We start from the raw sequence: 25330 nt of genomic DNA on the forward strand, positions 1-25330 counted from the left end.
GTCGTCGGTGCTTCGCTCAGTTTGCGCGATGTCGACATGCATGCGCGTCGGCTCGGCGGCCCGGAGCCGGCCGGCTACCACGGCAATGTGGGAAATTATTTTGAATCCGCACAGAAATTTCTGGAAATGTGCTGCACAGAAGGTGTGTAGAGACCTACGGCCAAAATTCAGCAGATCGGGCCGATCTGCTGAAGCTGATGGTCGGCGTGAGGGGGACCCAGTTGGTGGTCCAGCCGTTATGCGACTTTCGGTTGGTGGGTCGCCGACCACTGTAGGGCAAACTCGGCAGGGGTGAGTTCGCCGTGGGCTGAGTGGGGCCGGTTGGCGTTGTAATCGCGGCGCCAGTCCTCGATGATCACCCGGGCTTCCAACAGAGAGTCGAAGCGCCACGAGTTGAGCAGTTCGTCGCGCAGTCGGCCGTTGAATGATTCGACGAAGGCGTTCTGCCACGGCGAGCCGGGATCGATGAAAAGTGATCGGGCACTGTTGAATCGGCACCAATCAGCCACCGCGTGCGCCACGAATTCGGGGCCGTTGTCGAAACGTACGTAGACCGGTGCGCCGTGCACCAGCGCGAGGCGGTCCAAGACCTCGACGACACCGTCGGCGTCGATGGATCGGGCGACCTCGATCGCCAGTGCTTCGCGGGTGAACTCGTCGATGACGTTGAGCATCTTGATGGTGCGCCCATCAGCAGTGGTGTCGAACTGAAAGTCCATCGCCCAGATCACGTTCGGGCGAATCGGCGACATCGCACCCACGGCGACACCGATGCCGGTCAACCGCTTCTTGCGGCGCCGTTGCGGCACCCGCAGGCCCTCCTCCCGCCAGAGCCGGCGGATGCGCTTGTTGTTGATCTTCCAGCCCGCTCGGCGGGCCATCTTGGCAGCCCGGCGCCATCCCCAGCGGGGCCGGTCGATGGAGAACCGGCGCAGCCAGGCCCGTAGTTCGGCTTCCTCGGTGGCGATCGGTGATGGCGTCAAGCGCATCGTGGAGCGGTGCAGACCGACCACGGTGCAGGCGCGGCGCTGCGACACCCCGAACCGCTCACGCAGCATGGTCGCTGCGCGGCGTTTGCGGTTCGGGGTCAGAAGTTTCCCGACGAAATCTCCTTGAGCATGTCGATGTCGAGAGCCTGGTTGGCGACCAGCTTCTTGAGCCGGGCGTTTTCGGCCTCGAGCTCTTTGAGGCGCTTGGCGTCGTTGGCCTTCATGCCCCCGTATTGGGCCAGCCAGCGATGCCACGTCGATTCCGCGATCTCCAGGTGCCGGCACACCTCGGCCAGTTCCTGGCCCGACGCGAGCAGCTTGTTGCCCTCGGCGAGCTTGCGGATGATCTGATCCGGCGTATGCCGCCGGCGCTTGTTCGATGCCATGTCGTTGTCGATTCTTCCTACCCGAACACTCGGGCAACAGAGTCCCACAACGACTGGACCACTACAGAGGGCTCACCTCAGGCGCTGGTCGAAACGGTTCAGCTCTGCCGGGTGTCTGGTTGCGAGAGTGGACGGGTGTCGGTAATTGAACGCGCAACTAGATGGCTTCACGCGACGTCATGGGCTCCTGTTAGCGCACGAATGAAGTCACGTCGACTTGGGACTCGATGGCGTCGGCAAGTATTGCTACCGGTAGGTAAAGGGCCTGCTCTGCTGCGGTGTTCCCCGATCTTGAAACGTTGGGGTTGCAACCAGGTCTTTGCACGCGAAACGATCGGAATGCCGACGCTGTGTTTTCGCTTATATGTAGCCTGCATAGCGTTGTATGTTGTTGCTCTCCGCGACGTCGCGAACGGGGATCGTGACTGTCGCCGTTTGTTTCACATCGCTGACCCGAGGGTGAAATATGACAGCTTCAGTAAGGGGCGTATCTGAACGTCCGACCGTGTACCGCGTCGCCGACCACATCGTCGACTATCTGGCCGCCGGCGGGGTGTCCCATATATTCGGTGTGGACGGCGCCAACATCGAAGACTTGTACGACGCCGCATACTTCTGTGACGGCATCACCGCGGTACTCGCCAAGCACGAATTCTCTGCGGCAACCATGGCCGACGGGTACAGCCGCAGCGGAGCAGGCCTCGGCGTTGTCATGGCCACCTCGGGCGGCGGCTGTCTGAATCTGATCCCCGGGCTGGGTGAATCGCTCGCGAGCCGGGTCCCGGTCCTGGCACTCGTCGGCCAGGCGCCTACGGCACTCGACGGCCGCGGAAGCTTCCAGGACACCAGTGGACGCGCAGGTTCGCTGAACGCCGAGACGCTCTTCGGAGCGGTGTCGGTGAGCTGCGAACGTGTGCTGCGGCCCGCCGACATCGTCAGCGCACTGCCCAGGGCCATCGCGGCCGCTCGTACCGGCGGCCCTGCCGTATTGCTTTTGCCCAAAGACATCCAGCAACAACCACTGGGCTTCAGCGGACCCAAATCACACAACGGTCAGGCGCTGGGGCAACGGCAGGTGGGGGATCCGCACCCGCTCGTCCGCGCTCTGCGCAAGGCGCACGGGCCGATCACGATCATCGCCGGCGAGCAGGTGGCCCGCGACGACGCGCGCGCCGAACTGGAGCAACTGCGTTCCGTCCTGCGGGCACGCGTCGCCTGTGTACCCGACGCGAAAGATGTCGCGGGGACGCCCGGGATGGGTTCGTCGTCGGCGCTGGGGGTCACCGGAGTGATCGGCCACCCGGGAACGGTCGACGCGGTCGCGCAGAGTGCGGTGTGTCTGTTGGTCGGAACGCGGATGCCCGTGATGGCCCGGACCGGGTTGGACGCCGCGCTCGGTGCGACGCGCACGCTGTCGATCGGGTCGGCCCCGCCGTACCTGCCGTGCACCCACGTGCACACCGAAGATCTGCGGGCATCACTGAACCGGCTTACTCGCGCGCTCACCGGCCACGGCAGGCCGCTCGGTGTCCGGGTACCGGATACGGTGCCGCACAACGAACTTGCCCCGCCGTGGTGTTCCGACGAGGGGGTGCGGTACCGCGACGCCATGCTCGCGCTCGACCGGGCCTTGCCGGACGGGGTGAACATCGTCGTCGACGCCGGCAACACCGGGGCCTCTGCTGTGCACTATCTGCCGGTGCGGCGCGGTGGACGGTTCATCGTCGCGCTGGGCATGGGCGGCATGGGCTACAGCTTCGGCGCGGGGATCGGCATGGCGTTTGCCGGTCGCAAGCGCACGGTGATCATCGCCGGCGACGGGTCCTTCTATATGCACGGGATGGAGTTGCACACCGCCGTCCAGCACCGCCTGCCGGTGACCGTGGTGTTGTTCAACAACAACGCCCACGCCATGTGTGTGACCCGTGAGCAGCTCTACTACGACGACCGCTACAGCTATAACCGGTTCTCGCCCAGTCGGCTCGGCGCCGGCCTGGCGGCGATGTTCCCGGGCCTGGCCTCGACGGACGTCACCGCCATCGACCGACTGCCGGCCGCGCTCGCCGATGCGTTGGGAACCGACGGTCCGTCGGTGGTCAGTATCGAATGCTCTGCGGACGAAATCCCGCCGTTTGCACCGTTTCTCACGGCCATCGGTACTTCCGCAGCCCAGAACAGTCCATCAACAGAACAGGAGGGCACGGTCAATGTCCCTGCCAGCGCTTGACGATATCGCCACCCATTCCGGCAGCTCCGATGCCATCCCCGGGGTCCACCGCATCGAGACGTCGCCGCGGGACAAGGCGACTCCGATCATCCTGGAGATGATGCACTCGGTGTATCCCCACGACCAGGTGTTCGGTGAATACTGCACCGTCAACGACTACGTCGACTGCCCGCCCGACGAACTGTACGAATATCTCTCCGACACCCGCTGTCTCGAGGAGTGGACGTACAGCCTGCGTGGTTTCGAAGAGATAGATGAGTCCGCGGACGTGAGGAGCAGCAACGGCGGAAGCCTGTGGCTGGCGTGGGACAAACTGGGCTCGGAGACCGAGATCTACACCAGGACGGTGGCCAACCCCCAGGCCCGCACAGTCGACTACCACTGCGCGTGGGATCAGGGCAAGCATTTGTGGATGATCTACCTGATGCGGGTCGTCGACGCGCAACTGGTGCTCAACAAGCCGGGATCGGTTGTGCTGTGGACCAATTGCCATCATCCGTTCTATGACCACAACGCCTATCCGGAGACCGCGCCTGCCGGGCGGCCGGTGTGGGTCGGTGACTTCTGGGACATGTTCGGCGCGGGTCATCTGCTCGAACTGCGGAACCTGAAGGCCATCGCCGAGTACCGGCACCACAATGGGCTGCCCATCACCCCGGACTGGATGCGGGAGTCCAACCGGCACAAGACAAGTGTCGGCTGATGGTGAGGACCACCCGCACCCCGGCCGTCAGCCTGCTCGACATCGCGACCTACCTACCGGAGAACCGCGTGCCCGCGCAGTGGTATGCCGATCACGCGGAAACCGATACGTTGCGCGACAATCCGATGTTCGCGCCGCCGGAGTACCGCCATCATTCGGCACTCGAGGAATCCAACGTCGACATGATCGAGCGGGCCGTTTCGGCGCTGACGGCCAGACACGGCCGCGGAATGCCCGACGACGTCGACATCCTGCTGACGCATTCGCAGATGCCCGATCTGCCGATCGTCGGTGCCGGCGGTGAGACGGCCGCCCGGCTGGGCATCAAGCCCAAGTGGATCCTCGACGTGCACAACGGCGGCTGCGCCGCATTCGTCTACATGCTCAGCCTCGCACGTCAGCTGTTGTGGTCCGGAGCGGGCCGTACCGCGTTGATCGCTGCTTCGGTCAACGCCGCAGGCAAGATCTTCGAGCAGGATCAGGTCGTCAAGCTCGCGCAGGCCTCGGTTCCCGGCGACGGGGCCGCGGTCGGCCTGGTGGCACTTTCCGAGCAGTCCCCGGTGCTCGACATCGAATGCCGGTTCTTCGGCGAGAACGCTGTCGACATGACCCTCGACACCGATCCGCCGCGGAGGTGGTGGGAGGCGGGCCCCGGTCAGGGCTACGTCGGGTTCAACGAGGCCAAGATCATGAAGGTGCTCTCGCGCGGCAATCGGCAGGTGCCCCAGGTGGTCAAGGCGGTGTGCGAGCGGATCGGGGTCAAGTCCAACGACCTCGACCTGCTGGTCACCAACCAGCCCAACCGGCTGCTGCTGCGCAACTGGGATGAAGCACTTGAACTGCCCCCGGGGCGGCATCGTGACACCTTCGGGCAGTGCGGCAATCTCTTCGCAGTCGGCATACCGGCCAACTTGGAGGCCGCGATCAACGACGGCGCGGTCAAGAGCGGCGACGTCGTGATGATGGCGGGCTTCGCCCACGCCGGGGATTTCGCAGGCGCTGCCGCCGTTCAATGGGGCGGGAGGCCACAATGACATCTCCTACGGAGCAGGCGCCGAGTCTGACCGCCGTCACCGACGACATCATCGCGATGATCTCCGCCGAGATGCCGATTCCCGATCTGACGGCGGAATCCTCATTGCTCGACGGCGGATTGGATTCGCTGCGGGTGATGTCGCTGGTCCTGCGGATCGAGAACCGCTGGGAGATCGACCTGGACGCCGACGACGCCGATGAGCTGCTGACCGTCGGAGACCTCGGTCGCCTCGTGCTGCGCCGCATCGTGGAGAAGCAGTCATGAAAGGCCCGGACGCCGTAGTCCCGAAGCATGAAACGCTCCCCGCCGCTCTCGCGGCCGCGGCGCACACCGATCTGAGCCTGTTCTTCGTCAACGCGAAAGAAGAGGACCAGCAGGTATCCAAGGCACTGGTCCACGAGCGGGCTCTGTCGATCGCCGCGGACCTGATGAAACACGGTGTGCGGAAAGGCGATCGGGTTGCGCTCGTGCTGCCGACCTGCCCCGCGTTCGTCGACTGCTTCTTCGGGGTGCTGTGCGCGGGCGGTATTCCCGTGCCGCTGTATCCGCCGGTGCGGCTGGGCAAGATGGACGAATACCACCGCAGGACCACGGCGATGCTGCAGGCGGTCGACGCGGCGCTGGTGGTGACCGACGAGCGCATCCGCCGGTTCCTCGGTGTCGCGGTCCAGGCCGCGGCACCTCGGCTGGGCTGTGTGACCGCATCGGATCTGGGAGGTGCTGACGCCGACCAGGTCGACGTGGCGCCCGACGACGTCGCATTGATCCAGTTCTCGTCGGGCACCACACACGACCCCAAGCCCGTGGCACTGACCCACCGCAACCTGTTGTCCAACCTCGCCTCGATCGACAGTCGTCTCGCGGAGGAAGGGACCGCCACCCCGGTCGGCGTGTCCTGGCTGCCGCTGTACCACGACATGGGTCTGATCGGGAATCTGTTGTCGGCGTTCTATATCGAGGCGTCGCTCGTGCTGTTGCCACCCGAGTTGTTCGTCACCACGCCGGCCGCGTGGCTGCGCGCCATCTCACGCTATCGGGGTACCTACTCGGCGGCTCCCAATTTCGCGTTCAACCTGTGCGTCAACCGGATCAAGGACGAAGAGCTCGACGGCGTGGACCTGTCGTCGTGGAGGGTGTGCTTCAACGGCGCGGAATCCGTCGTGGCCGCCGTGCAGCGCCGCTTCGGTGAGCGATTCTCGCCGTGGGGCTTCGACCCTCTGGCGTTGACGCCGTGCTACGGAATGGCCGAGGCGTCACTGGCCCTGACGTTCAAGCCTCCCCGGACCACCTTCAAAACCTATGGCGTGGAAGCCGATACCCTGGCCTACTCGGGACGCGTGGCACCCGGACGCAAAGAGCTCGTGAGCGTGGGCCGGCCGCTGGCCGGGGTAGAGATCGAGATCCGTGACGACATGTCACGGCCGATGGACGCCGACAAGGTCGGCAGCATCTTCGTCAAGGGTCCGAGCGTGATGGCCGGGTACTTCGGCCGGCCCGATCTCACCGACCAGGCCTTGCACGAGGGCTGGCTTGAGACCGGAGACCTCGGCTTCGTCCACGACGGCGAACTGTTCGTGTGCGGGCGCGCCAAGGACACGGTGATCATCCGGGGCGCCAACCACGCACCGCAGGATTTCGAGGCCGCACTGGACGGACTGCCCGGGGTGCGTACCGGCTGTGCGGTGGCGGTCGGCTTTGTCCCGGCGGGCGAGGAGGAGGAAGCGCTGGCTCTGCTGGTCGAAACCACCTCCGACGCGCCACCCGGTCTGGCCGGCGACGTCTCGAAGCGGGTGTGGGAACGCACCGGCATCCTGGCCAGTCATGTCGAGCTGCTCGCACCGGGAACACTGCCCCGGACATCGAGCGGGAAACTGCGTCGGCGGGAGTCTGCCAGGCAATGGCAGGCCGGCATTCTCACGGCGCCCAAGAAAGTGTCCGCCATGCGGTTGATGTGGTACGCGGCCAAAGGGCAGGTTTCCCTTGCCAAGGCCACCTATACCCGTCTGTCCGCCAACAAACGACCGGCTGATCGCGCTGTCGGCGCGGGTGGGAGGGAATCATGACTGTCGTCGCTGAATCACGGCCGCTGCCGCGCGTCACCAAACTCCCGCTGAACGCGGACATCGGAGCACTGCCCACGGCTGTGGACCCGATGGCGTTGTCGCTCAACGAGAATCCATTCCCACCACTTCCGGCGGTGCGGTCCGCGCTGATCGAATCGATCGATGCGGCCAACCGGTATCCGGAGTTCCTGCCCGAACGGTTGCGCCACCTCATCGCCGATCACATCGGGATCTCCGACGAGCAGGTCATCCTCGGGCCGGGCGCGACCGGCGTCATGCTGCAGGTGCTGCATGCCATTACCGACCCGGGCAACCGGATCGTCTTCGCGGACCCGACGTTCGAGGGCTACGCGATCATCTCGGCGATGGTTCGGATTTCGCCGATCAAGGTGCCGCTCAACAGTTTCGGCCGCCACGACTTGGATGCCATGGCCGACGCGGCATCGGAGGCCAAGGTGGTGGCGATCTGCCGGCCGCACAATCCCACGGGCACCGTGGAGTCCGCGGCGAAGCTCGACGCCTTCCTGCAGCGGATCCCCAGTGACACCGTCGTGCTGATCGACGAGGCCTACGCCGAATTCGTCGGACCCGACCACCGGATCGACTCGGTCGATCTGGTGCGCAAGTTCCCGAATGTCGTTGTGATCCGCACCTTCTCCAAGGCCTACGGACTCGCCGGCCTACGCATCGGCTATGCCTTCGGATCTCGGGAACTGGCGGCCAAACTGTGGGCGATGCAGCTGCCGTTCGGGATGAGCACCACCAGCCTGGTTGCGGTGGCCGCGTCGTATCGAGCGGAATCACAACTGCGGCATAGGATTCGACTGCTCACCTCGGAGCGGCGCAACCTGCAGTCGCGGCTGCGGGGGATGGGAATCGCCAGTACCGAGGCCCACGCCAACTTCATCTACCTACCCGCGAACGGCGTCCCGTGGCACGACGTGTTCGATGATGCGGGCGTGCGGGTCAAGCATTACCCCGACGGTGGCGTACGCGTCACCATCGGCGGAAGGTCGTCAACCGGGGCGGTCCTGACCGCGCTGCGGAACAAGCTCTAGGAGGCCGCCGTGCGCGAACATCAGGTTGTCGTCATCGGTGCGGGACCCTCGGGTGTCGCCGCGGCTCTGAGCCTGAGCGACAGGGGTATACGGCCGTTGTTGATCGACCGGGCCGACCATGTCGGGTCGTCCTGGAAGGGGCGGTACGACCGGCTGAAGCTCAACACCGGTCGGCAGACATCGCACATGCCCAACCGGCCGTTCCCCAAGGGCACGGCGATCTTCCCGACTCGGGATCAAGTTGTCGCGCACCTGGACCATCATGCGCACGAGGACGGCCTCGACCTGATGCTCAGCACATGTGTGGCCAGGATCGACAAGATTGCGGGGAACTGGGTACTGGCCACCTCGTCGGGGGACATCAGCGCCCCGCAGATCGTTGTGGCCACCGGCTACGAGCACACCCCGAAGATTCCGGAATGGCCAGGCATGAGCACGTACCGAGGCACTGTGCTGCACTCGGCGACCTACCGAAACCCCAAGCCGTACAGCGGGAAACGGGTGCTGGTGGTCGGGGCGGGTTCGTCTGCGATGGAGATCGTGCACGATGTTGCCACCGGGGGAGCGGCGCAGGCCTGGCTGGCCGTGCGCACCCCCCCGCACATCTTGTTGCGGGCGCTGCCCGGCGGATTTCCGTCGGACTACATCGCCAATCCGCTCTACGATGCGCCGCTGTGGTTGGCCGACGCGGTCTCGCGGGTGGCGCTGCGGGTCGACGTCGGGGACCTGTCCGAATTCGGCCTCCCGACCCCGAGCGAAGGCGTGTTCGCCCGCGGCAAGCGGCTCGGCCGGGCGCCGGTGATCGTCGATCGCGAGGTGATCCACGCCATCCGTGCCCGCCGCTTCGAGGTGGTGCCCACCATCGAATCCTTCAGTGAGGATGCGGTTCAGCTCATCGACGGGCAGCATCTGCAACCCGACGTGGTGATCTGTGCGACCGGATACCACCGGGGTCTGGAACCGATGGTCGGCCATCTCGGCGTCTTGGATGAACACGGGTTGCCGTGCGCGACCGGGCCGGTGGCTGCCGCTCCGGGGCTGCGGTTCGTCGGCTTCCTGTCGCGACCCGGGCTCATCTCGTTCGTCGCCAAGCAGTCCGTACAGGTCGCCAAGGACATCGCCGACGAACTCGACCGGGCACCGTCGCTCACGCCATGACGCGCGTCGCCCGGCTCGCCATGGCCGCGCCCCGGCGAGTCATCGCGGTCGCGCTGCTGGTGATGCTCGGCTGCGCGGTGTTCGGTGTTCCGGTGGCAAAACATTTGTCCGGCGGGGGATTCCGGGACCCCGGTTCCGAATCATCGTGGGCCTCGGCCGTGTTGGCCGACACGTTCCACCAGCCCGACATGCAGTTCCTCGTCACGCTGAGCGACCCAAAAGGAATCGACAGTTCCCGGGCCAGGGCAGTAGGAACCGATATCACCGCGCGGCTGAAGGAATCGCCCTACGTCGCCCACGTGGAATCGCCGTGGAATACCGCGCCGCAGAACGCCGCTCAGTTCACCAGCACCGACGGCAAGACCGCATTGATCGTCGCCGGTCTGAGCGGGGGCGAGACCAACGCGCCGACCTACGCCAAGGAACTGACCGACCAGCTCGCCCACGACCGTGACGGTGTCACGGTGCGGGCGGGGGGCTCGGCGACCGTGTACGCACAGATCAATGAGCAGACCGAGAACGACCTGTCGCTGATGGAGTCCATCGCGATACCCATGAGCTTCCTGGTGCTGGTCTGGGTGTTCGGCGGGCTGGTCGCGGCGGTGCTGCCACTGGCCGTCGGGGCGATGGCGATCTTCGGGGCCATGGCGGTGCTGCGGGCCATCACGTTCGTGACCGACGTGTCGATCTTCGCGCTCAACCTCGCGGTCGCGATGGGGCTGGCGCTGGCCATCGACTACACGCTGCTGCTGTTGAGCCGATACCGCGACGAGTTGGCCGACGGACATTCCCGCGACGACGCGTTGGTGCGGACCATGTCGACGGCCGGGCGCACGGTGATGTTCTCCGCGCTGATCGTCGGCCTGTCGATGCTGCCGATGGCGTTGTTCCCGATGTACTTCCTCAAATCGTTCGCCTATGCCGGTGTCGCGGTGGTGGCCTTTGCGGCGTGCGCGGCCCTCGTCGTCACACCCGCGGCCATCGCGCTGCTGGGAGCGCGGCTGGACTCCTTCGACGTCCGCCGGTTGGTGCGGCGGATCCTGCGGCGGCCCGACCCAGTGCACCTGCCCGTCGAGCAGATGTTCTGGTACCGCAGCACCAAGGCGATCATCCGTCGGGCCGTCCCCGTCGGTCTCGTCGTCACCGCGTTGCTGCTCGCGCTCGGTGCACCGTTCCTCGGAGTGCGCTGGGGTTTCCCCGACGACCGCGTACTACCCACGTCGACCACCGCCCGTCAGGTGGGCGACCAGCTACGGACCGACTTCGCCACCGATTCGGCGAACAACATCAGCGTCGTGGTGCCGCATGTCACCGGTGTCAGCCCCACCGAACTTGGCCGCTACGCCTCCGCGCTGTCCTCCGTCGCCGATGTGTCCTGGGTCTCCTCGCCCGTCGGGATGTTCAAGGGCGGCCATCAGGTGGGTCCCGGCGCCGAGGGCACCACGGCCGACGGGACGACCTATCTGACCGTGGCCAGCACGGCGCCACTGTTCTCCGACGCCTCCACCACCCAACTCGATCGGCTCCACGCGGTGCCCGGGCCGGGTGGCCGCGGTGCCTTGCTGACCGGCACCGCTGCGATCAACCGGGACATCGTCGCTGCGGTCACCTCGGGGCTGCCGAAGGTGCTGGTCCTGATCGCCGTGACGAGCTTTGTGCTGTTGTTCCTGCTGACCGGCAGCATCGTGCTGCCGCTCAAGACGTTGGTGCTCAACGTGCTGTCCCTGACGGCCGCGTTCGGTGCGCTGGTGTGGATCTTCCAGGACGGCCATCTCGGCGCGCTCGGCACGACGGCCACCGGAACTCTGGCCGCCAACATGCCGGTCCTGCTGTTCTGCATCACATTCGGGCTGTCCATGGACTACGAGGTGTTCCTCATCTCGCGGATCCGCGAGTACTGGTTGGCCTCCGGTCATCCCGACGACGGCCAAGCCCTGGAATCCGCGCGGGTGCGTACCGACGAGGCCGTTGCCAAGGGCTTGGCCCATACGGGCCGCGTGATCACCGCCGCGGCGGTCATCATGTCGATCTCCTTCGCCGCCTTGATGGCCGCGCAGGTGTCGTTCATGCGGATGTTCGGTGTCGGGCTGACCATCGCGGTGTTGATGGACGCGACGCTGGTCCGGCTGATCCTGGTGCCCGCGTTCATGCATGTGATGGGCGGGGTGAACTGGTGGGCGCCGGGCCCGCTGGCCCGGCTGCACAAGCGCATCGGCATCAGCGAGGAGGGCGGTGCCAGCTCCGCGAAGGGGCGCCACCGGGCCGCGGACTCCGATCGTCCGGCCGAACCGGTGCAGGCTTGATCCGCACGTTGACCGCGGGTCGACCCGGTACAGACGCGTCGCAACGTTAAACTTGCCCGGATGTTCGCCAAGTGTGGGTTGCCCGGCCTGTGGTGGCCGCGCATACAGCGCTTGCGTGAGGAGCCGAAGTGACCGACGGCGACGGACACGACCCACTACCTGAGCTGGGCCTGACCGGACGGCCGTCGCGCACCATTCCCGAGCCACTGCCCCGCACCAGCCATGGTCCGGCCAAGGTCATCGCGATGTGCAACCAGAAGGGCGGGGTCGGCAAGACCACCTCGACCATCAACCTGGGCGCCAGCCTGGCCGAATACGGCCGCCGGGTCCTGTTGGTGGATCTCGACCCGCAGGGAGCGCTGTCGGCGGGCCTGGGTGTGCCGCACTACGAACTCGACAACACCGTGCACAACCTGCTGGTCGAACCGCGGGTCTCCATCGACCAGGTGCTCATCAAGACCCGGGTCAGTGGCCTTGACCTGGTCCCCAGCAATATCGACCTGTCGGCCGCCGAGATCCAGCTCGTCAACGAGGTGGGCCGCGAACAGTCCCTGGCGCGGGCGCTCTATCCGGTGCTGGACCGCTACGACTATGTGCTCATCGACTGCCAGCCGTCGCTGGGTTTGCTCACGGTCAACGGCCTGGCCTGTGCGGACGGTGTGATCATCCCCACCGAATGCGAGTACTTCTCGCTGCGCGGGCTGGCGTTGCTCACCGACACCGTGGACAAGGTGCACGACCGGCTCAACCCGCGGCTGCGGATCAGCGGCATCCTCGTCACCCGCTACGACCCGCGCACGGTCAACGCCCGCGAGGTGATGGCCCGTGTCGTCGAGCGCTTCGGCGACCTGGTGTTCGACACCGTCATCACCCGCACCGTGCGTTTCCCCGAGACCAGCGTCGCCGGCGAGCCGATCACCACGTGGGCACCGAAGTCCGGCGGGGCGGCGGCCTACCGCGCGCTTGCCGCCGAAGTCATCCATCGGTTCGGCGTGTGAAGGATGTCGAGAGCACCGAGGTAACCGATGCCGCCGCGGCCGTGGCACCGGCCGACGCTTCGGGCGAGAGCCAGCCGAGTCGGTTCCAGGTCCGGCTGAACAACTTCGAGGGCCCGTTCGACCTGCTGTTGCAACTGATCTTCGCTCACCGCCTCGACGTCACCGAAGTGGCGTTGCACCAGGTGACCGACGATTTCATCGCATACACCAAGGAGATCGGCGCGCGCCTCGAGCTCGACGAGACGACTGCCTTCCTGGTGATCGCGGCCACGCTGCTGGACCTGAAGGCAGCTCGCCTGCTGCCCGCCGGTGAGGTGCACGACGAAGAGGACCTGGCCCTGCTCGAGGTCCGGGATCTGCTGTTCGCCCGGTTGCTGCAATACCGGGCGTTCAAGCATGTCGCCGAGATGTTCGCCGAACTCGAGGCGGCCGCGCTGCGCAGCTACCCACGTGCGGTGTCGCTGGAAGACCGGTATTCGGACCTGCTGCCCGAGGTGATGCTCGGAGTGGACGCCGAGAAGTTCGCCACCATCGCAGCCGCTGCGTTCACCCCGCGCCCGGTGCCCACGGTCGGCACAGACCACATCCACGCCCCCAAGGTGTCGGTGCCCGAACAGGCGCATCGGCTGCTGGGCCTGCTCGAACAGCGGGGCATCGGCGAGTGGGCCACCTTCACCGAGCTGGTGGCGGATTGTTCGGCGGGCATCGAGATCGTCGGGCGGTTCCTGGCGCTGCTCGAGCTGTTCCGGGCTCGGGCGGTAGCATTCGAGCAATCAGAACCGCTTGGTGTGCTCCAGGTTTCGTGGACCGGGGATCGACCGACCAGCGAACACCTGGCAACCGCTGACGCGGAAGAATAGAGAACGATGACTGACGAGATTGCCGGCGGCGATCCTGGCGTCGACCTGGGAGTGGACCCGGATGTCGACGTCGCCGCCGTCCCCGAACTCGACGACGGCGAACTCGGCGCGGTGCTGGAGGCGCTGCTGCTGGTCGTCGACACCCCCGTGACCATCGACGCGCTGGCCAGCGCCACCGAACAGCCGGCCTACCGCATCGCGGCGAAGCTGCGGTTGATGGCCGAAGAGTTGGTTGCCCGGGACAGCGGCATCGACCTGCGCGAGGCCGGCGGCGGCTGGCGGATGTACACCCGGGCCCGCTACGCCCCGTATGTGGAGCGGCTGCTGCTGGACGGAGCACGGTCCACACTGACCCGCGCCGCGCTGGAAACCCTCGCGGTCGTGGCCTACCGGCAACCGGTGACGCGGGCCAGGGTGAGCGCGGTGCGCGGCGTCAACGTCGACGCGGTGATGCGGACCCTGTTGGCGCGCGGGTTGATCACCGAGGCAGGTACCGATCCCGACACCGGCGCGACGGCGTTCGCCACCACCGAGCTGTTCTTGGAGCGGCTGGGCCTGAGCTCGTTGACCGATCTGCCCGACATCGCGCCGCTGTTGCCCGATGTCGACGTGATCGACGATCTGAGCGAAACACTTGGCGACGAACCGCGTTTCGCCAAACTGGGCGGTGGTTCGCCGAAGAGCGATCAGCCGCAGACTTTCGACGTGGACAAGGACTGACATGGTTGACGAAGGTGTGCGACTGCAGAAAGTGTTGTCGCAGGCGGGAATTGCGTCCCGCCGAGTCGCCGAGCGGATGATCACCGACGGCCGCGTCGAGGTCGACGGCCGGGTGGTCACCGAACTGGGCACCCGGGTGGATCCCGCCGTCGCGGAGATCCGGGTGGACGGTTCTCGCATCGTGCTCGACGACACCCTGGTGTATCTGGCGATCAACAAGCCCCGCGGCATGCACTCCACGATGTCCGACGATCGGGGCCGTCCGTGCGTGGGCGATCTGGTGGAGCACCGGGTTCGCGGTAACCAGAAGCTGTTCCACGTGGGCCGGCTGGACGCCGACACCGAGGGTCTGTTGCTGTTGACCAACGACGGCGAGCTGGCCCATCGGCTCATGCACCCGTCCTTCGAGGTGCCCAAGACCTACGTCGCGACCGTGCTCGGCACGGTGCCGCGCGGGCTGGGCAAGAAGCTGCGGGCCGGTATCGAACTGGAGGACGGGCCCGCTCGTGTCGACGATTTCGCGGTGGTCGACACCTTGCCGGGCAAGACCATGGTGAAGGTCGTCCTGCACGAGGGACGCAACCGGATCGTGCGGCGGCTGCTGGCCGCGGTGGATTACCCGGTGCAGGAACTGGTGCGCACCGAGATCGGCACAGTGTCGCTGGGTGATCAGCGTCCCGGCAGTATCCGAGCGCTCAGCCGCAAAGAGGTCGGCGAGCTTTATCAGGCGGTGGGTTTGTGAGCGGGTCATTGGTGGTAACGGTCGACGGTCCGGCTGGGACCGGAAAGTCTTCGGTGTCAAGGGGTTTGGCGCGGGCGCTGGGTGCGCGGTATGTGGACACCGGCGCGATGTACCGGATCGTCACGTTGGCGGTGCTGCGGGCCGGCGTCGACCTCACCGACGTGCCTGCCATCGAAAACGTGGCTGCTGACGCGGAAGTCGGGGTGGGATCGGATCCCGACGAGGACCGGGCATACCTCGGTGGCGAGGACGTCTCGACCGAGATCCGCGGTGACGAGGTGACCCGTGCGGTGTCGGCGGTGTCGGCGGTGCCGTCCGTGCGGACCCGGCTGGTGAACCTGCAGCGCGCTCTGGCGGCCGGCGGTGGCCGAGTTGTGGTGGAGGGTCGCGACATCGGCACGGTCGTCCTGCCGGACGCCGACGTGAAGATCTTCCTGACGGCCTCGGCCGAGGAGCGGGCGCGGCGGCGTAACGCGCAGAACATCGCAGGCGGGTTGCCCGACGACTACGCGACCGTGCTGGCCGATGTACAGCGGCGGGATCACCTCGATTCCACGCGGGCGGTCTCACCGCTGCGTGCCGCCGACGACGCGCTGGTGGTCGACACCAGCGACATGGATGAAAGCCAAGTGGTCACACACCTTTTGGAGCTCGTGACCCAGCATGCAGGAGTGCGACGATGAGCTCGGAATCCTCCGACGGAACGTGGGCTGACGAAAGCGACTGGGAACTCGGTGCGGCTGAGGTCGCCGAGGCGATCGAAGAGGCCGCCGCGCCACCACCTGTGGTTGCCGTGGTGGGCCGGCCGAATGTCGGCAAGTCCACTTTGGTGAACCGGATCCTCGGCCGGCGGGAAGCTGTCGTGCAGGACATCCCCGGCGTGACCCGCGACCGGGTGTCCTATGACGCCAACTGGATGGGCCGGCGATTCATGGTGCAGGACACCGGCGGATGGGAGCCCGACGCCAAAGGGCTGCAACAGCTCGTGGCCGATCAGGCGCAGGTCGCGATGCGTACGGCCGACGCCATCATCCTGGTGGTCGACGCCGTGGTCGGGGCGACCGCGGCCGACGAGGCCGCAGCCAGGCTGCTGCGCAGGTCCGGCAAGCCGGTTTTCTTGGCGGCCAACAAGGTCGACACCGAACGTGGTGAGGCCGACGCTGCCGCGTTGTGGTCGCTGGGCATCGGGGAACCCCACCCGATCAGCGCCATGCACGGGCGCGGGGTCGCCGACCTGCTCGATGAGGTGATGGCGAAACTGCCCGAGGTGTCGGAACTGTCCGGCGGGGGCGGTGGCCCGCGGCGCGTCGCTCTGGTGGGCAAGCCCAACGTCGGTAAGAGCTCGCTGCTCAACCGGCTGGCCGGCGACGAGCGGTCGGTGGTGCACGACGTGGCCGGCACCACGGTCGATCCCGTCGACTCATTGATCGAATTGGGCGGCAAGGTCTGGCGCTTCATCGACACCGCGGGGCTGCGCCGCAAGGTCGGGCAGGCCAGCGGTCACGAGTTCTACGCCTCGGTGCGCACGCACGGTGCGATCGACGCCGCCGAAGTCGTGATGGTTTTGATCGACGGATCCCAGCCGCTGACCGAGCAGGACCAGCGAGTGCTGTCGATGGTCATCGAAGCGGGCCGCGCCCTGGTGCTGGTGTTCAACAAGTGGGACCTGGTCGACGAGGACCGGCGCTACGAGTTGGACCGCGAGATCGAACGGCAGCTCGCGCAGGTGCAGTGGGCGCCGCGGGTGAACATCTCGGCCAAGACCGGCCGCGCCGTGCAGAAACTGGTGCCCGCGCTGGAGACCTCGCTGGCGTCGTGGGACATGCGCATCTCGACCGGCCAGCTCAACACCTTCCTCAAGGAGGTGATCGCCGCGACGCCGCCGCCGGTGCGTGGCGGCAAGCAGCCCCGGATCCTGTTCGCCACCCAGGCCGCGACTCGTCCACCGACGTTCGTGCTCTTCACGTCGGGCTTCCTGGAGGCCGGTTACCGCCGGTTCCTGGAGCGCCGGCTGCGTGAGACGTTCGGTTTCGAGGGCAGCCCGATTCGGATCAACGTGCGGGTCCGCGAGAAGAGGGGCGCTCCCAAGCGTCGATAGCCGCGAGTTGTGGAGTCTTGGCCGTCCGGGTGCGGGTGAGGCTCCACAAGCCGGGCCGATAGGGTGGCCCGAGTGTCTGTCACCCACATGATCTTGATTGCCTTGGCTGGAGTCGGGGCCGGGGCGATCAACGCGGTCGTCGGATCGGGCACGCTGATCACGTTTCCCACGCTGGTGACGCTGGGCTTTCCGCCGGTCACCGCGACGATGTCCAACGCCATCGGCCTCGTCGCCGGTGGCGTGTCCGGCACCTGGGGGTACCGCCGCGAGCTGCGCGGGCAGTGGAACCGGCTGCGATGGCAGATTCCCGGCTCGTTGATCGGCGCCGGCCTGGGCTCGTGGCTGCTGCTGCACCTGCCGGAAAAGGTGTTCGTCGCGGTGGTGCCGGTGCTGTTGGTCCTGGCGCTGGTCCTGGTGGTGATCGGTCCGCGGATTCAAGCGTGGGCCCGTCAGCGTGCTGAGGCGTCGGGTCAGTCCGCTGATCATGTCAGCCAGCGCAGGATGATCGCGCTCGTGCTCGGCACTTTCGCTGTCGGCGTCTACGGCGGATATTTCACTGCGGCACAGGGCATCCTGCTCATCGCGGTGATGGGCGCACTGCTGCCCGAGTCGATCCAGCGGATGAACGCCGCCAAGAACCTGCTGTCGCTGCTGGTGAACATCGTGGCCGCGGTCGCCTACACGATCGTCGCGTTCGACCGGATCAGCTGGACCGCGGCGGGTCTGATCGCAGTGGGTTCTCTCATCGGCGGATTCCTCGGCGCACACTACGGACGCAGGCTGTCGCCCAACGCACTGCGGGGTGTGATCGTGGTGGTGGGGCTGATCGGGCTTTACCGGCTGGTGACCATCTGACCTAGGTCGGCTGCCGCAGCCCGACGTACATCGTCTTGTGCAGGGTCAGCACGTGGTTGCGGGCGATCTCGGAGGCCGCCTGGCTGTCGCGGTGTCGCAAGGCGTCGACCAGCTGCGCGTGTTCGAGGTTGACCTTGTGCAGATAGCTGATCGGGTACGGGATGAAGTAGCGGTACAGCCCGTGCAGCACGTCGCAGTAGGTGTTCATCGCCCAATCGAGATGGCTTGCCGCGGCGACTGATTCGTGGAAGCGCTGATCGGCGTGGTGATAGCTGGTCCAGTCGGTCGTTGCGGCGGCCTCGGCGACGATGGCCGACAACGCGTCGATCTCCTCGTCGGTCGCGGCATGGGCTGCCGCAGCACTGAGCGCGTCTTCGGCCAACGCGCGCAAGTCGATGAGGCGGTGCACCTCGGCGGCGTCGGCGCGGAAGGTGGCCGACGGACGGTCGGATCCCGGGTTCACGCCGGTGCCGCTGCGGGCGACGAAGGTGCCGCCGGCCCGGCCGCGTCGGCGGACCACCAGACCCTCGTCGGCCATCGACTGCAGGGCGCGTCGGACCGTGGCGACACTGACGTCGAGCGCTTCGGCGATGTCGGGTTCGGCGGGCAGCTTTTCCCCGGCGGCCATGAGTTCCAATTCCATGGCCAGTTCGAGCCGTGCCCGCACTGTGTCGGCCGCACTGAGGCGGGTGATGCCCGCGACCGCGGGGGCGCTCAACGCCGGGTGCGCATCCCCGGCCTGCAACGTCATGGCATTGAGGGTACGGGACCTATTGCCTTATTTGTTCATGCTGAACTAATATCATTCCTCAATTCGCTCATTGTGAGCTATTAACTTCTCGGAGGTCCCAGTGCCCGGATCGATCACCGTCGCTGCGGTTCAGGCAGCACCGCTGGCGATGGAAGGTCTTCCGGTGTTCGGCCGGACCGACACCGTTGCGGAGTTCACGGCCGACGTCGTGCGCGTCCGCGAGGCGGTGGCGGGCCCGGCGTTGATCGTCTATCCCGAGATCCATCTGTTCGGCACCGACGACGCCGAAACCCTCGCCAAGGCCGCCGAACCGCTGGACGGTCCGCTGATTGCGGCCCTCGGTGAGGTCGCCCGTACCGCCGACGCGTGGCTGGTGCCGGGCTCGGTGCTGGAGCTGGGCGACAACGGCGAATTGTTCAACACCGCACCGGTTTTCGCGCCCGACGGTAGCCTGGCGGCGTCCTACCGCAAGATCTTCCCGTGGCGCCCGTACGAGAAGTTCACGCCGGGGGACACCTTCGTCACCGTCGACATCCCCGACGTCGGCCGGCTCGGGTTGTCCATCTGCTACGACGCCTGGTTCCCTGAACTGAGCCGCCACCTGGCCTGGATGGGCGCCGACGTGATCATCAACGTCGTCAAGACCACCACGCCGGACCGCTTTCAGGAACTGGTGCTGGCCCGGGCGAATTCGATTGTGAACCAGGTGTTCACGGTGAGCGTCAACTGCGCGGGCCCCGTCGGGATGGGCCGCAGCATCATCGTCGACCCGGAAGGTGCTGTGCTGCAAGAAAGCCCGGATGAGACACCCGAAGTGTTCTATCAGCACATCGACTTCGGAGCCGTCGCCGCGGTACGCGAACGCGGCACCGCCGGAACCAACCGGATGTGGGACCAGTTCGGGCCGTCCGACCGCTCGATACCGCTCCCGCTCTACGGTGGCCGCATCGATCCGCAGCGCTGGTCACCCTCGAACCACCACGCCGAATGAAAGGCACCGCAATGACCCAAACCGCCACCGGGTATCCGACTTTGGTGCGTGCCCTCGGGTTGCGCTCGCTGGTGCTGTTCGGCCTGGCGTACATGACGCCGCTGATCGTGCTCGGCATCTTCGGGGTGGTCGCCGCTGCGACGGCAGGCGCCTCGGCGTCGGCCTACCTGATCGCGTTGGTGGCCATGCTGTTCACCGCGTCCAGTTACGGTCGCATGGCCGCGGCCTACCCGGTATCGGGCTCGGCCTACACCTACGTGCGGCGCACCATCGACACCCGCATCGGATTCCTCACCGGCTGGGCGGTGCTGCTCGATTATCTGTTCCTGCCCATGGTCATCTGGCTGATCGGGGCGGCGTACCTGGAGGCGCAATTCCCCGCCGTGCCAGGCTGGCTGTGGGTCATCGGCTTCATCTTGATCACCACGGCGCTCAACGTCATCGGCATCAAGGTCGCCGACAAGGCCAACTACCTGCTCATGGCGTTCCAGCTGTTGGTCATCGTGCTGTTCGTGGCGCTTTCGGTCGCCTCGGTGTTCCGCAACGCCGGCGCCGGTGGTCTGGTCAGCGCGAGCCCGTTCACCGGGATCGGCGCGAGCATCGGGGGAGTGACCGCCGGTGCTGCCATCGCCGCCTACTGTTTCCTGGGTTTCGACGCGGTCACCACATTCACCGAGGAGGCCGTCGAGCCCCGCAAGAACATGCCGCGCGCCATCATGCTCATCGCGCTGATCGGCGGTTCGATCTTCCTGCTTGTCGCCTACACCACCCAATTGGTACATCCCGGAGGGGAATTCAGCGATTCGTCGTCGGCGGCGCTGGAGATCGCCAAGCAGATCGGTGGCAACCTGTTCGGGGCGGTGTTCCTCGCCGGTCTGATCCTGGCGCAGTTCGCCTCCGGGATCGCCGCGCAGGCTTCGGCGTCGCGGTTGCTGTTCGCTATGGGCCGCGACGGAACGCTGCCGCGGTCGGTGTTCGGCAAGATCAACGCGAAGTTCCGCACGCCCGCGGCCAATCTGGTGATGGTCGGCGTGGTGGGTCTGCTGGCGGTGTTCCTCGACGTGGCGACCTCGACATCGTTCATCAACTTCGGTGCGTTCGTCGCGTTCACGCTCGTGAACGTGTCCGTCATCGTCTACTACTTCCGCCAGCGCGCCGCGGGTGTGGCGCACAATCCGCTGTTCTACGTCGTGGCACCCGCGATCGGTGCGGTCATCACGTCGTATCTCCTGATGCAGCTCGACAGCCGGGCGATCATCCTCGGGCTGAGCTGGCTGGGCATCGGCATCGTGGTGCTGGCCGTGACCAGCCACGGGTTCAAGGAGCTGCCGCCGGAGATCGCAGTCGACGAAGCCGAGATCGAGATCGCCGAACCTGCGGCACAGTGAGTGCGTGAAGGTCGCACTGGCGCAGATCGGTTCGGGCACCGACGTCGCCGCCAACCTCGAGCAGATCGCCGCTGCCGCCACGGCTGCACAAGCCGACGGCGCCGAGGTGGTGCTGTTCCCCGAATACGCCATGTATGAAAAGCCCGTCGTGGACGGCACTTTCGCCGAGGTAGCCGAACCGCTGGACGGGCCGTTCGGTTCGTCTTTGGCAGTACTGGCCGCCCGGCTCGGCATCGCCGTCGTGGCCGGGTTGGTCGAGAGCAACCCGGACGAGCCCGCTCGGCCCTTCAACACCTTGGCCGCCTGGAGTGCTTCCGGGGCGTTTCTCGGGCGGCACCGCAAGGCGCTGCTCTATGACGTCGGGATGTTCAGCGAGTCGACGTACATCAGTGCAGGCGACATCGCGGAGCCCTCCTTGGTGCGCATCGGCTCAACTCTCTTCGGGCTGCAAACCTGCTACGAACTCCGTTTCCCGGAGATCAGCCGGCGCCAAGCGCGGGCGGGTGCGACGGTCCTCGCGGTGCTGTCCTCGTGGGTGCCAGGACCGGTTAAGGTCACGCAGTGGTCGACGCTCGCCGGTGCCCGCGCGATCGAGAACATCTGCCACGTCACCGCCGTCACGCAGGCCGCGCCGGTGTCGACCGGACACAGCCTGGCCGTGGCGCCCGACGGAACCGTGCTCGCATCTCTCGGCGACGCTCCCGCGCTGGTCACGGTGAGCATCGACGCGTCATTGACCGAACGCCAGCGGCAGGCCGACCCTCGTGCACTGGCCGTCGATCTGTGACGGGTGGGGCGATTACGGAAACAGTGGGCGGCTGCGGTAGGCTTTCGACCGCTGCCGGAGAGATCCGGAACGCACCACGGGCTGTGGCGCAGCTTGGTAGCGCACTTGACTGGGGGTCAAGTGGTCGCAGGTTCAAATCCTGTCAGCCCGACGCAGGTCAGAGGCGGTTTCCGAACATCGGAAGCCGCCTTTTTCGTGCCCTGACCACAACTGTTGACCACAACCAGCTCGAACGTCCGTTCACAGGCCGAGCGCCGAACGGAGGCCGTCTCGGCGGCGCGTGCGGTGCCTAGTTCCCAGCCGCTCGGTGAAGTGCTGGTACCCACTCGGGGCAATACGCGCCGATAGCCGAACCGACTACTCCCGCAGCCTGTTCTACGCTGAAGCCCTGATTCGCGACCAGAGACCTGGCCTCTAACACTGGGTCACCCGAAGTGGACAGATCGGTGCAGAGCGCATGGCCCAGGCCGAGCAGCTGGTCGTTACCTGCGCATCCGGGAAGCGAACGGCAACTAATTCCCCTGTTTCCCAGTGAAGTAAAAAATATCTGGTCCTGCGTGTCGTCGGCGCGTGCCGGTGCCGCAACACTGAGGTTGACGACCAGGGCGGCGATCCCGCTGACCAGGGCTCCGGCGCTACACGGTGAGATGGACATCGGCTGCTCCTCCTGAGTGCACTAGCAAACATCCAAGCACTCCTCAAGCGATTGGAATAGGGGAGCGCCGCGCTCAGAGCCCGAGCGCTGCGCCGAGCTCGTCAACGGCGGCCCGCGCGGCGTCGTCGGACGTGTGCCCGTACAGGTCCCCGGTGATGGCAATGGAGGAGTGCCCAAGCAGGTCGGCAGCCGCTTTGATGTGCACACCCGCCTCCAGCCACGCCACCGCCGCACTGTGGCGCATGGTGTGCGCCCCCACGTTCTCGACGCCCGCCTTAGCCGCTGCCAGCTCTACCGTGCGCAGCATGTTGCGCGGGTCCACCATCGTGCCCAACTCGGTGGCGAACAACGCCCCGGTATCCGCCCAATGATCCCCGGCCGCGAGGCGTTCCTGTAGCTGCTGCGTACGCCACCCCCGCAGCGCGGTCACCACCCCGGCGTGCAATGGCACCCGACGCCGCGACCGGTCCGTCTTCGGTTCGGTCAGCACCAGCTCGCCGTCCACCCGCGACAGGGTGTTGCGCACGTTCAGCTCACCCTTGTCGAGGTCCACGTCGGACCACAGCAGGCCCGCGACCTCACCCCGACGCAGACCGGTCGAAGCCATCACCAGCACCGCCACGTAGTAGCGCAACCCGCGTGCAGCATCGAGCAGCCGCGCCACGTCGGTGGCCGGGAGGTAGCGCGCTTCCTGCCGAGCGACACCCGGCCGCTTCACCTTCGCCGCCTTTTTCCGGCATCAGTGACAAGGCTGGTACGACTGCACTCGCCGTCGGTGGTATCGGTCTAGCCGCTCTCGGTGTCACCAAGCAGCTGTACGACATGGGCGAGAACTGGGACCGCATCGGCGACACCATCAGCGGCCGGACAGGCAAGGTTGGCGAAGATCTAACCCAGATCACCGATTCGATTCGCCGCGTCGCAAGGGATAGCTCGGTCGACATCGAGAAGATCGCCGAGGTCGGCGGTGAGCTGGCCAAAACTCTTAAGTTAATTGGGCAGCCGCTGGACGACATGACGCGCCGGGTTTCCGACCTCGATGCGCTCACGGGCGAGAACCTGAATATCGACAATCTGACGAAACTCTTCCACGGGTTCAACATCGAAGCTGGCGATCAAGCGAAAGTGCTTGACTCCCTGTACGACACGTACACCAATACCGAGTTCACGATCAACGAACTCGTCTCGACGCTGGCGGTCGCCGGTCCCAAGCTTCGTGGTTTCCATCTCGACCTGGGCGAGTCGGCTGTTCTGCTGAATTCCCTTGCGGAGGCAGGTGTTAACTCGGATACGGCGCTAAAGAGTTTAGGCATCGCGCTTGGCAACCTATCGAAGCCTGCTCAAGGTAAAAGCGCGCTGGCCGATTTCCTCAAGGACGAGCAGGGCCGCACGATCGAGCAGCGCTTCGCCGACGTCGTCAGGAGGATTCACGATCTGGCCGCAGCCGGTGACGAGCTGGGGGCTAACGATCTGGGCAAGAGCGTCTTTGGCAGGTCCTGGACCGATATCGGCGAGCCGATCAAGGGCGACAAGCTCGACGTTGACCATCTCAACGAATCAGTCGAACACACCGGTCATACCATCGCGGCCACCAAGGCGGCGACCGACGATGCCGCACAAGGCTTCCAGAATCTCAAGAACACCATTCAGGTCGACTTGGCACCGGCCGCCAATGTCGTGTTCCAGGACATCAATAACCTGATTCAGCAGTACGTGGTGCGGCCCATCAAAGAGGCCACTGACTTGATCAATGGTCTCAAGAATGCTTGGAACGACAAGAATCCGATTGTCCCCACTCTGCCGCCAGTGACTGACCATCCACTGACACCACCGCCGATAGGGTTCACCGCCGGACACTGGTCGGGCGGGGAGATTTCCGGTGCGGGACCGAAAGGGCAAGACTCGGTGCCGATTTGGGCGGCACCGGGTGAGCATATGTTCACCGCTGACGATGTGGACGCGATGGGTGGTCAGGCCAACGTTTACGCGTTTCGCGCTGCGTTGCATCGTGCCACCGGAGGCGCGGTCGATCCCGTCGGTATGGGTGACCCGTGTTGGCGCGCACTGCAGTTCGCGCAGAGCATCAGCGGCAGCCCATATGGCCCGGCCGCTGGGCCGACCGTTTGGGACTGCAGCGGCTTCATGTCCGACCTCTATGCCATTCTGACCGGCAAGCCATATCAGGGTTCGGAGCGCTACTTCACCACCGAAGCCGATTTCGAGGCACTGGGGTTCGTCAAAGGCTATGACCCCAATTCGCCGTTCAAATCGGCGTGTCCGCGTCCAAGTATGGCGGCGAGCGTCACATGGCCGGTACGTTGCTGGGCTACAACGTCGAATCCGGCGGCGGGCACGGGGGGCCGCTGGTCGGCAAGGGGGCAGCTGGCGCGATGGATCCGCAGTTCCAGCAGCACTACCATCTGCCCGGAAACATCAACAACCTGGCCCCCGTGACTACCGCGCCCGATGGTGCCGTACCCGTGTACATCCAGGGTGTGGACACCAAGGCAACCAGCGGACCTGCCGGTGCCCCCAGCGCGGCGGGTGACCGGACGGCCGCAC

Annotated in this window: 23 protein-coding genes and 1 tRNA gene; 20 read left to right on the forward strand and 4 right to left on the reverse strand. The window is 66.1% G+C overall.

Annotated elements, in window-relative coordinates; genetic code table 11:
• Positions 1-236: 236 nt before the first annotated feature.
• Positions 237-1375 (reverse strand): IS3 family transposase gene (locus tag BTO20_RS14795; RefSeq protein ID WP_087077001.1). Its coding sequence is split into 2 segments (ribosomal slippage): positions 237-1105 and positions 1105-1375, totalling 1140 coding nucleotides; the frame shifts between segments, so codons are not numbered across the junction.
• 466 nt (positions 1376-1841) lie between these two features.
• Between BTO20_RS14795 and BTO20_RS14805 the strand changes: the two genes are divergently transcribed.
• The 15 genes from BTO20_RS14805 to BTO20_RS14875 all read left to right on the forward strand — a co-directional run bounded on the left by BTO20_RS14805 (position 1842) and on the right by BTO20_RS14875 (position 18196).
• On the forward strand, positions 1842-3602 hold the full coding sequence (locus BTO20_RS14805; RefSeq protein WP_087077005.1) for a thiamine pyrophosphate-binding protein: 1761 nt from the start codon (positions 1842-1844) through the stop codon (positions 3600-3602).
• On the forward strand, positions 3583-4305 hold the full coding sequence (locus BTO20_RS14810; RefSeq protein WP_087077006.1) for an SRPBCC family protein: 723 nt from the start codon (positions 3583-3585) through the stop codon (positions 4303-4305). The genes BTO20_RS14805 and BTO20_RS14810 overlap by 20 nt, the downstream gene beginning before the upstream one ends.
• A complete protein-coding gene (locus BTO20_RS14815; RefSeq protein WP_087077008.1) occupies positions 4305-5339 on the forward strand; it encodes a 3-oxoacyl-ACP synthase III family protein in 1035 nt (344 codons plus the stop codon). The genes BTO20_RS14810 and BTO20_RS14815 overlap by 1 nt, the downstream gene beginning before the upstream one ends.
• Entirely contained in the window at positions 5336-5605 is a 270-nt protein-coding gene (locus BTO20_RS14820) for an acyl carrier protein (protein WP_087077010.1), read from the forward strand. The genes BTO20_RS14815 and BTO20_RS14820 overlap by 4 nt, the downstream gene beginning before the upstream one ends.
• On the forward strand, positions 5602-7404 hold the full coding sequence (locus BTO20_RS14825) for a fatty acyl-AMP ligase (protein ID WP_087077012.1): 1803 nt from the start codon (positions 5602-5604) through the stop codon (positions 7402-7404). The genes BTO20_RS14820 and BTO20_RS14825 overlap by 4 nt, the downstream gene beginning before the upstream one ends.
• A complete protein-coding gene (locus BTO20_RS14830; protein ID WP_087077014.1) occupies positions 7401-8462 on the forward strand; it encodes a pyridoxal phosphate-dependent aminotransferase in 1062 nt (353 codons plus the stop codon). Before BTO20_RS14825 ends, BTO20_RS14830 begins: the two co-directional genes overlap by 4 nt.
• 9 nt (positions 8463-8471) lie before the next feature.
• Complete coding sequence (locus BTO20_RS14835) at positions 8472-9620, forward strand: flavin-containing monooxygenase (RefSeq protein ID WP_087077016.1); 1149 nt, start codon at positions 8472-8474, stop codon at positions 9618-9620.
• The gene (locus BTO20_RS14840) at positions 9617-11923 is read left to right on the forward strand and encodes an MMPL family transporter (protein ID WP_087077018.1); all 2307 of its coding nucleotides are present in this window, start codon (positions 9617-9619) and stop codon (positions 11921-11923) included. Before BTO20_RS14835 ends, BTO20_RS14840 begins: the two co-directional genes overlap by 4 nt.
• A 128-nt stretch (positions 11924-12051) precedes the next feature.
• Positions 12052-12921, forward strand: coding sequence for a ParA family protein (locus tag BTO20_RS14845; protein WP_198344391.1), 870 nt, complete (start codon positions 12052-12054; stop codon positions 12919-12921).
• Positions 12922-12962: 41 nt separating this feature from the next.
• On the forward strand, positions 12963-13781 hold the full coding sequence (locus BTO20_RS14850) for a segregation/condensation protein A (RefSeq protein ID WP_198344519.1): 819 nt from the start codon (positions 12963-12965) through the stop codon (positions 13779-13781).
• 6 nt (positions 13782-13787) lie between these two features.
• Positions 13788-14501, forward strand: a complete 714-nt coding sequence (gene scpB / locus BTO20_RS14855; protein WP_087077022.1) for an SMC-Scp complex subunit ScpB — start codon at positions 13788-13790, stop codon at positions 14499-14501.
• Position 14502: 1 nt separating this feature from the next.
• Positions 14503-15243 carry a pseudouridine synthase gene (locus BTO20_RS14860; RefSeq protein ID WP_087077024.1) on the forward strand — a complete coding sequence of 247 codons (741 nt, stop codon included), beginning with the start codon at positions 14503-14505 and terminating at the stop codon, positions 15241-15243.
• Entirely contained in the window at positions 15240-15926 is a 687-nt protein-coding gene (gene cmk, locus BTO20_RS14865) for a (d)CMP kinase (RefSeq protein WP_087077026.1), read from the forward strand. Before BTO20_RS14860 ends, cmk begins: the two co-directional genes overlap by 4 nt.
• Positions 15923-17341: a ribosome biogenesis GTPase Der gene (der, locus tag BTO20_RS14870; RefSeq protein WP_087077028.1), complete on the forward strand. Its 1419-nt coding sequence runs from the start codon at positions 15923-15925 to the stop codon at positions 17339-17341. Before cmk ends, der begins: the two co-directional genes overlap by 4 nt.
• A gap of 87 nt (positions 17342-17428) precedes the next feature.
• The gene (locus BTO20_RS14875) at positions 17429-18196 is read left to right on the forward strand and encodes a sulfite exporter TauE/SafE family protein (protein WP_408632201.1); all 768 of its coding nucleotides are present in this window, start codon (positions 17429-17431) and stop codon (positions 18194-18196) included.
• Position 18197: 1 nt separating this feature from the next.
• On the opposite strand, the gene BTO20_RS14880 is transcribed toward BTO20_RS14875, so the two are convergent.
• Positions 18198-18947, reverse strand: a complete 750-nt coding sequence (locus BTO20_RS14880) for a FadR/GntR family transcriptional regulator (RefSeq protein WP_087077032.1) — start codon at positions 18945-18947, stop codon at positions 18198-18200.
• Positions 18948-19047: 100 nt separating this feature from the next.
• Here BTO20_RS14880 and BTO20_RS14885 point away from each other — a divergent pair, with 100 nt between their 5' ends.
• The 4 genes from BTO20_RS14885 to BTO20_RS14900 all read left to right on the forward strand — a co-directional run bounded on the left by BTO20_RS14885 (position 19048) and on the right by BTO20_RS14900 (position 22264).
• On the forward strand, positions 19048-19938 hold the full coding sequence (locus BTO20_RS14885; RefSeq protein ID WP_087077034.1) for a carbon-nitrogen hydrolase family protein: 891 nt from the start codon (positions 19048-19050) through the stop codon (positions 19936-19938).
• A gap of 11 nt (positions 19939-19949) precedes the next feature.
• Positions 19950-21326, forward strand: coding sequence for an APC family permease (locus tag BTO20_RS14890; RefSeq protein ID WP_087082105.1), 1377 nt, complete (start codon positions 19950-19952; stop codon positions 21324-21326).
• A gap of 4 nt (positions 21327-21330) precedes the next feature.
• Positions 21331-22113: a nitrilase-related carbon-nitrogen hydrolase gene (locus BTO20_RS14895; protein ID WP_157680214.1), complete on the forward strand. Its 783-nt coding sequence runs from the start codon at positions 21331-21333 to the stop codon at positions 22111-22113.
• A gap of 77 nt (positions 22114-22190) precedes the next feature.
• Positions 22191-22264: transfer RNA gene (locus BTO20_RS14900), tRNA-Pro, on the forward strand.
• A gap of 138 nt (positions 22265-22402) precedes the next feature.
• Here the strand turns inward: BTO20_RS14900 and BTO20_RS41340 are convergent.
• Together BTO20_RS41340 and BTO20_RS14910 are read right to left on the reverse strand one after the other, a co-directional pair.
• The gene (locus BTO20_RS41340; protein ID WP_087077038.1) at positions 22403-22768 is read right to left on the reverse strand and encodes a DUF732 domain-containing protein; all 366 of its coding nucleotides are present in this window, start codon (positions 22766-22768) and stop codon (positions 22403-22405) included.
• 73 nt (positions 22769-22841) lie between these two features.
• On the reverse strand, positions 22842-23486 hold the full coding sequence (locus tag BTO20_RS14910) for a site-specific integrase (RefSeq protein ID WP_232491140.1): 645 nt from the start codon (positions 23484-23486) through the stop codon (positions 22842-22844).
• Between BTO20_RS14910 and BTO20_RS14915 the strand changes: the two genes are divergently transcribed.
• Positions 23408-25222: a phage tail tape measure protein gene (locus BTO20_RS14915; RefSeq protein ID WP_269770353.1), complete on the forward strand. Its 1815-nt coding sequence runs from the start codon at positions 23408-23410 to the stop codon at positions 25220-25222. The genes BTO20_RS14910 and BTO20_RS14915 overlap by 79 nt on opposite strands.
• The last annotated feature ends 108 nt before the right edge of the window (positions 25223-25330 follow it).

Source organism: Mycobacterium dioxanotrophicus (assembly GCF_002157835.1).
GTDB classification, from domain to species: domain Bacteria; phylum Actinomycetota; class Actinomycetes; order Mycobacteriales; family Mycobacteriaceae; genus Mycobacterium; species Mycobacterium dioxanotrophicus.

Excerpts from the sequence above, each read along its gene's own strand:
- BTO20_RS14805 (WP_087077005.1), top strand. The coding sequence starts at position 1,842 with ATGACAGCTTCAGTAAGGGGCGTATCTGAACGTCCGACCGTGTACCGC.
- BTO20_RS14810 (WP_087077006.1), top strand. The coding sequence starts at position 3,583 with ATGTCCCTGCCAGCGCTTGACGATATCGCCACCCATTCCGGCAGCTCC.
- BTO20_RS14815 (WP_087077008.1), top strand. The coding sequence starts at position 4,305 with ATGGTGAGGACCACCCGCACCCCGGCCGTCAGCCTGCTCGACATCGCG.
- BTO20_RS14820 (WP_087077010.1), top strand. The coding sequence starts at position 5,336 with ATGACATCTCCTACGGAGCAGGCGCCGAGTCTGACCGCCGTCACCGAC.
- BTO20_RS14825 (WP_087077012.1), top strand. The coding sequence starts at position 5,602 with ATGAAAGGCCCGGACGCCGTAGTCCCGAAGCATGAAACGCTCCCCGCC.
- BTO20_RS14830 (WP_087077014.1), top strand. The coding sequence starts at position 7,401 with ATGACTGTCGTCGCTGAATCACGGCCGCTGCCGCGCGTCACCAAACTC.
- BTO20_RS14840 (WP_087077018.1), top strand. The coding sequence starts at position 9,617 with ATGACGCGCGTCGCCCGGCTCGCCATGGCCGCGCCCCGGCGAGTCATC.
- scpB (WP_087077022.1), top strand. The coding sequence starts at position 13,788 with ATGACTGACGAGATTGCCGGCGGCGATCCTGGCGTCGACCTGGGAGTG.
- BTO20_RS14860 (WP_087077024.1), top strand. The coding sequence starts at position 14,503 with ATGGTTGACGAAGGTGTGCGACTGCAGAAAGTGTTGTCGCAGGCGGGA.
- der (WP_087077028.1), top strand. The coding sequence starts at position 15,923 with ATGAGCTCGGAATCCTCCGACGGAACGTGGGCTGACGAAAGCGACTGG.
- BTO20_RS14875 (WP_408632201.1), top strand. The coding sequence starts at position 17,429 with ATGATCTTGATTGCCTTGGCTGGAGTCGGGGCCGGGGCGATCAACGCG.
- BTO20_RS14880 (WP_087077032.1), bottom strand. The coding sequence starts at position 18,947 with ATGACGTTGCAGGCCGGGGATGCGCACCCGGCGTTGAGCGCCCCCGCG.
- BTO20_RS14890 (WP_087082105.1), top strand. The coding sequence starts at position 19,950 with ATGACCCAAACCGCCACCGGGTATCCGACTTTGGTGCGTGCCCTCGGG.
- BTO20_RS41340 (WP_087077038.1), bottom strand. The coding sequence starts at position 22,768 with ATGTCCATCTCACCGTGTAGCGCCGGAGCCCTGGTCAGCGGGATCGCC.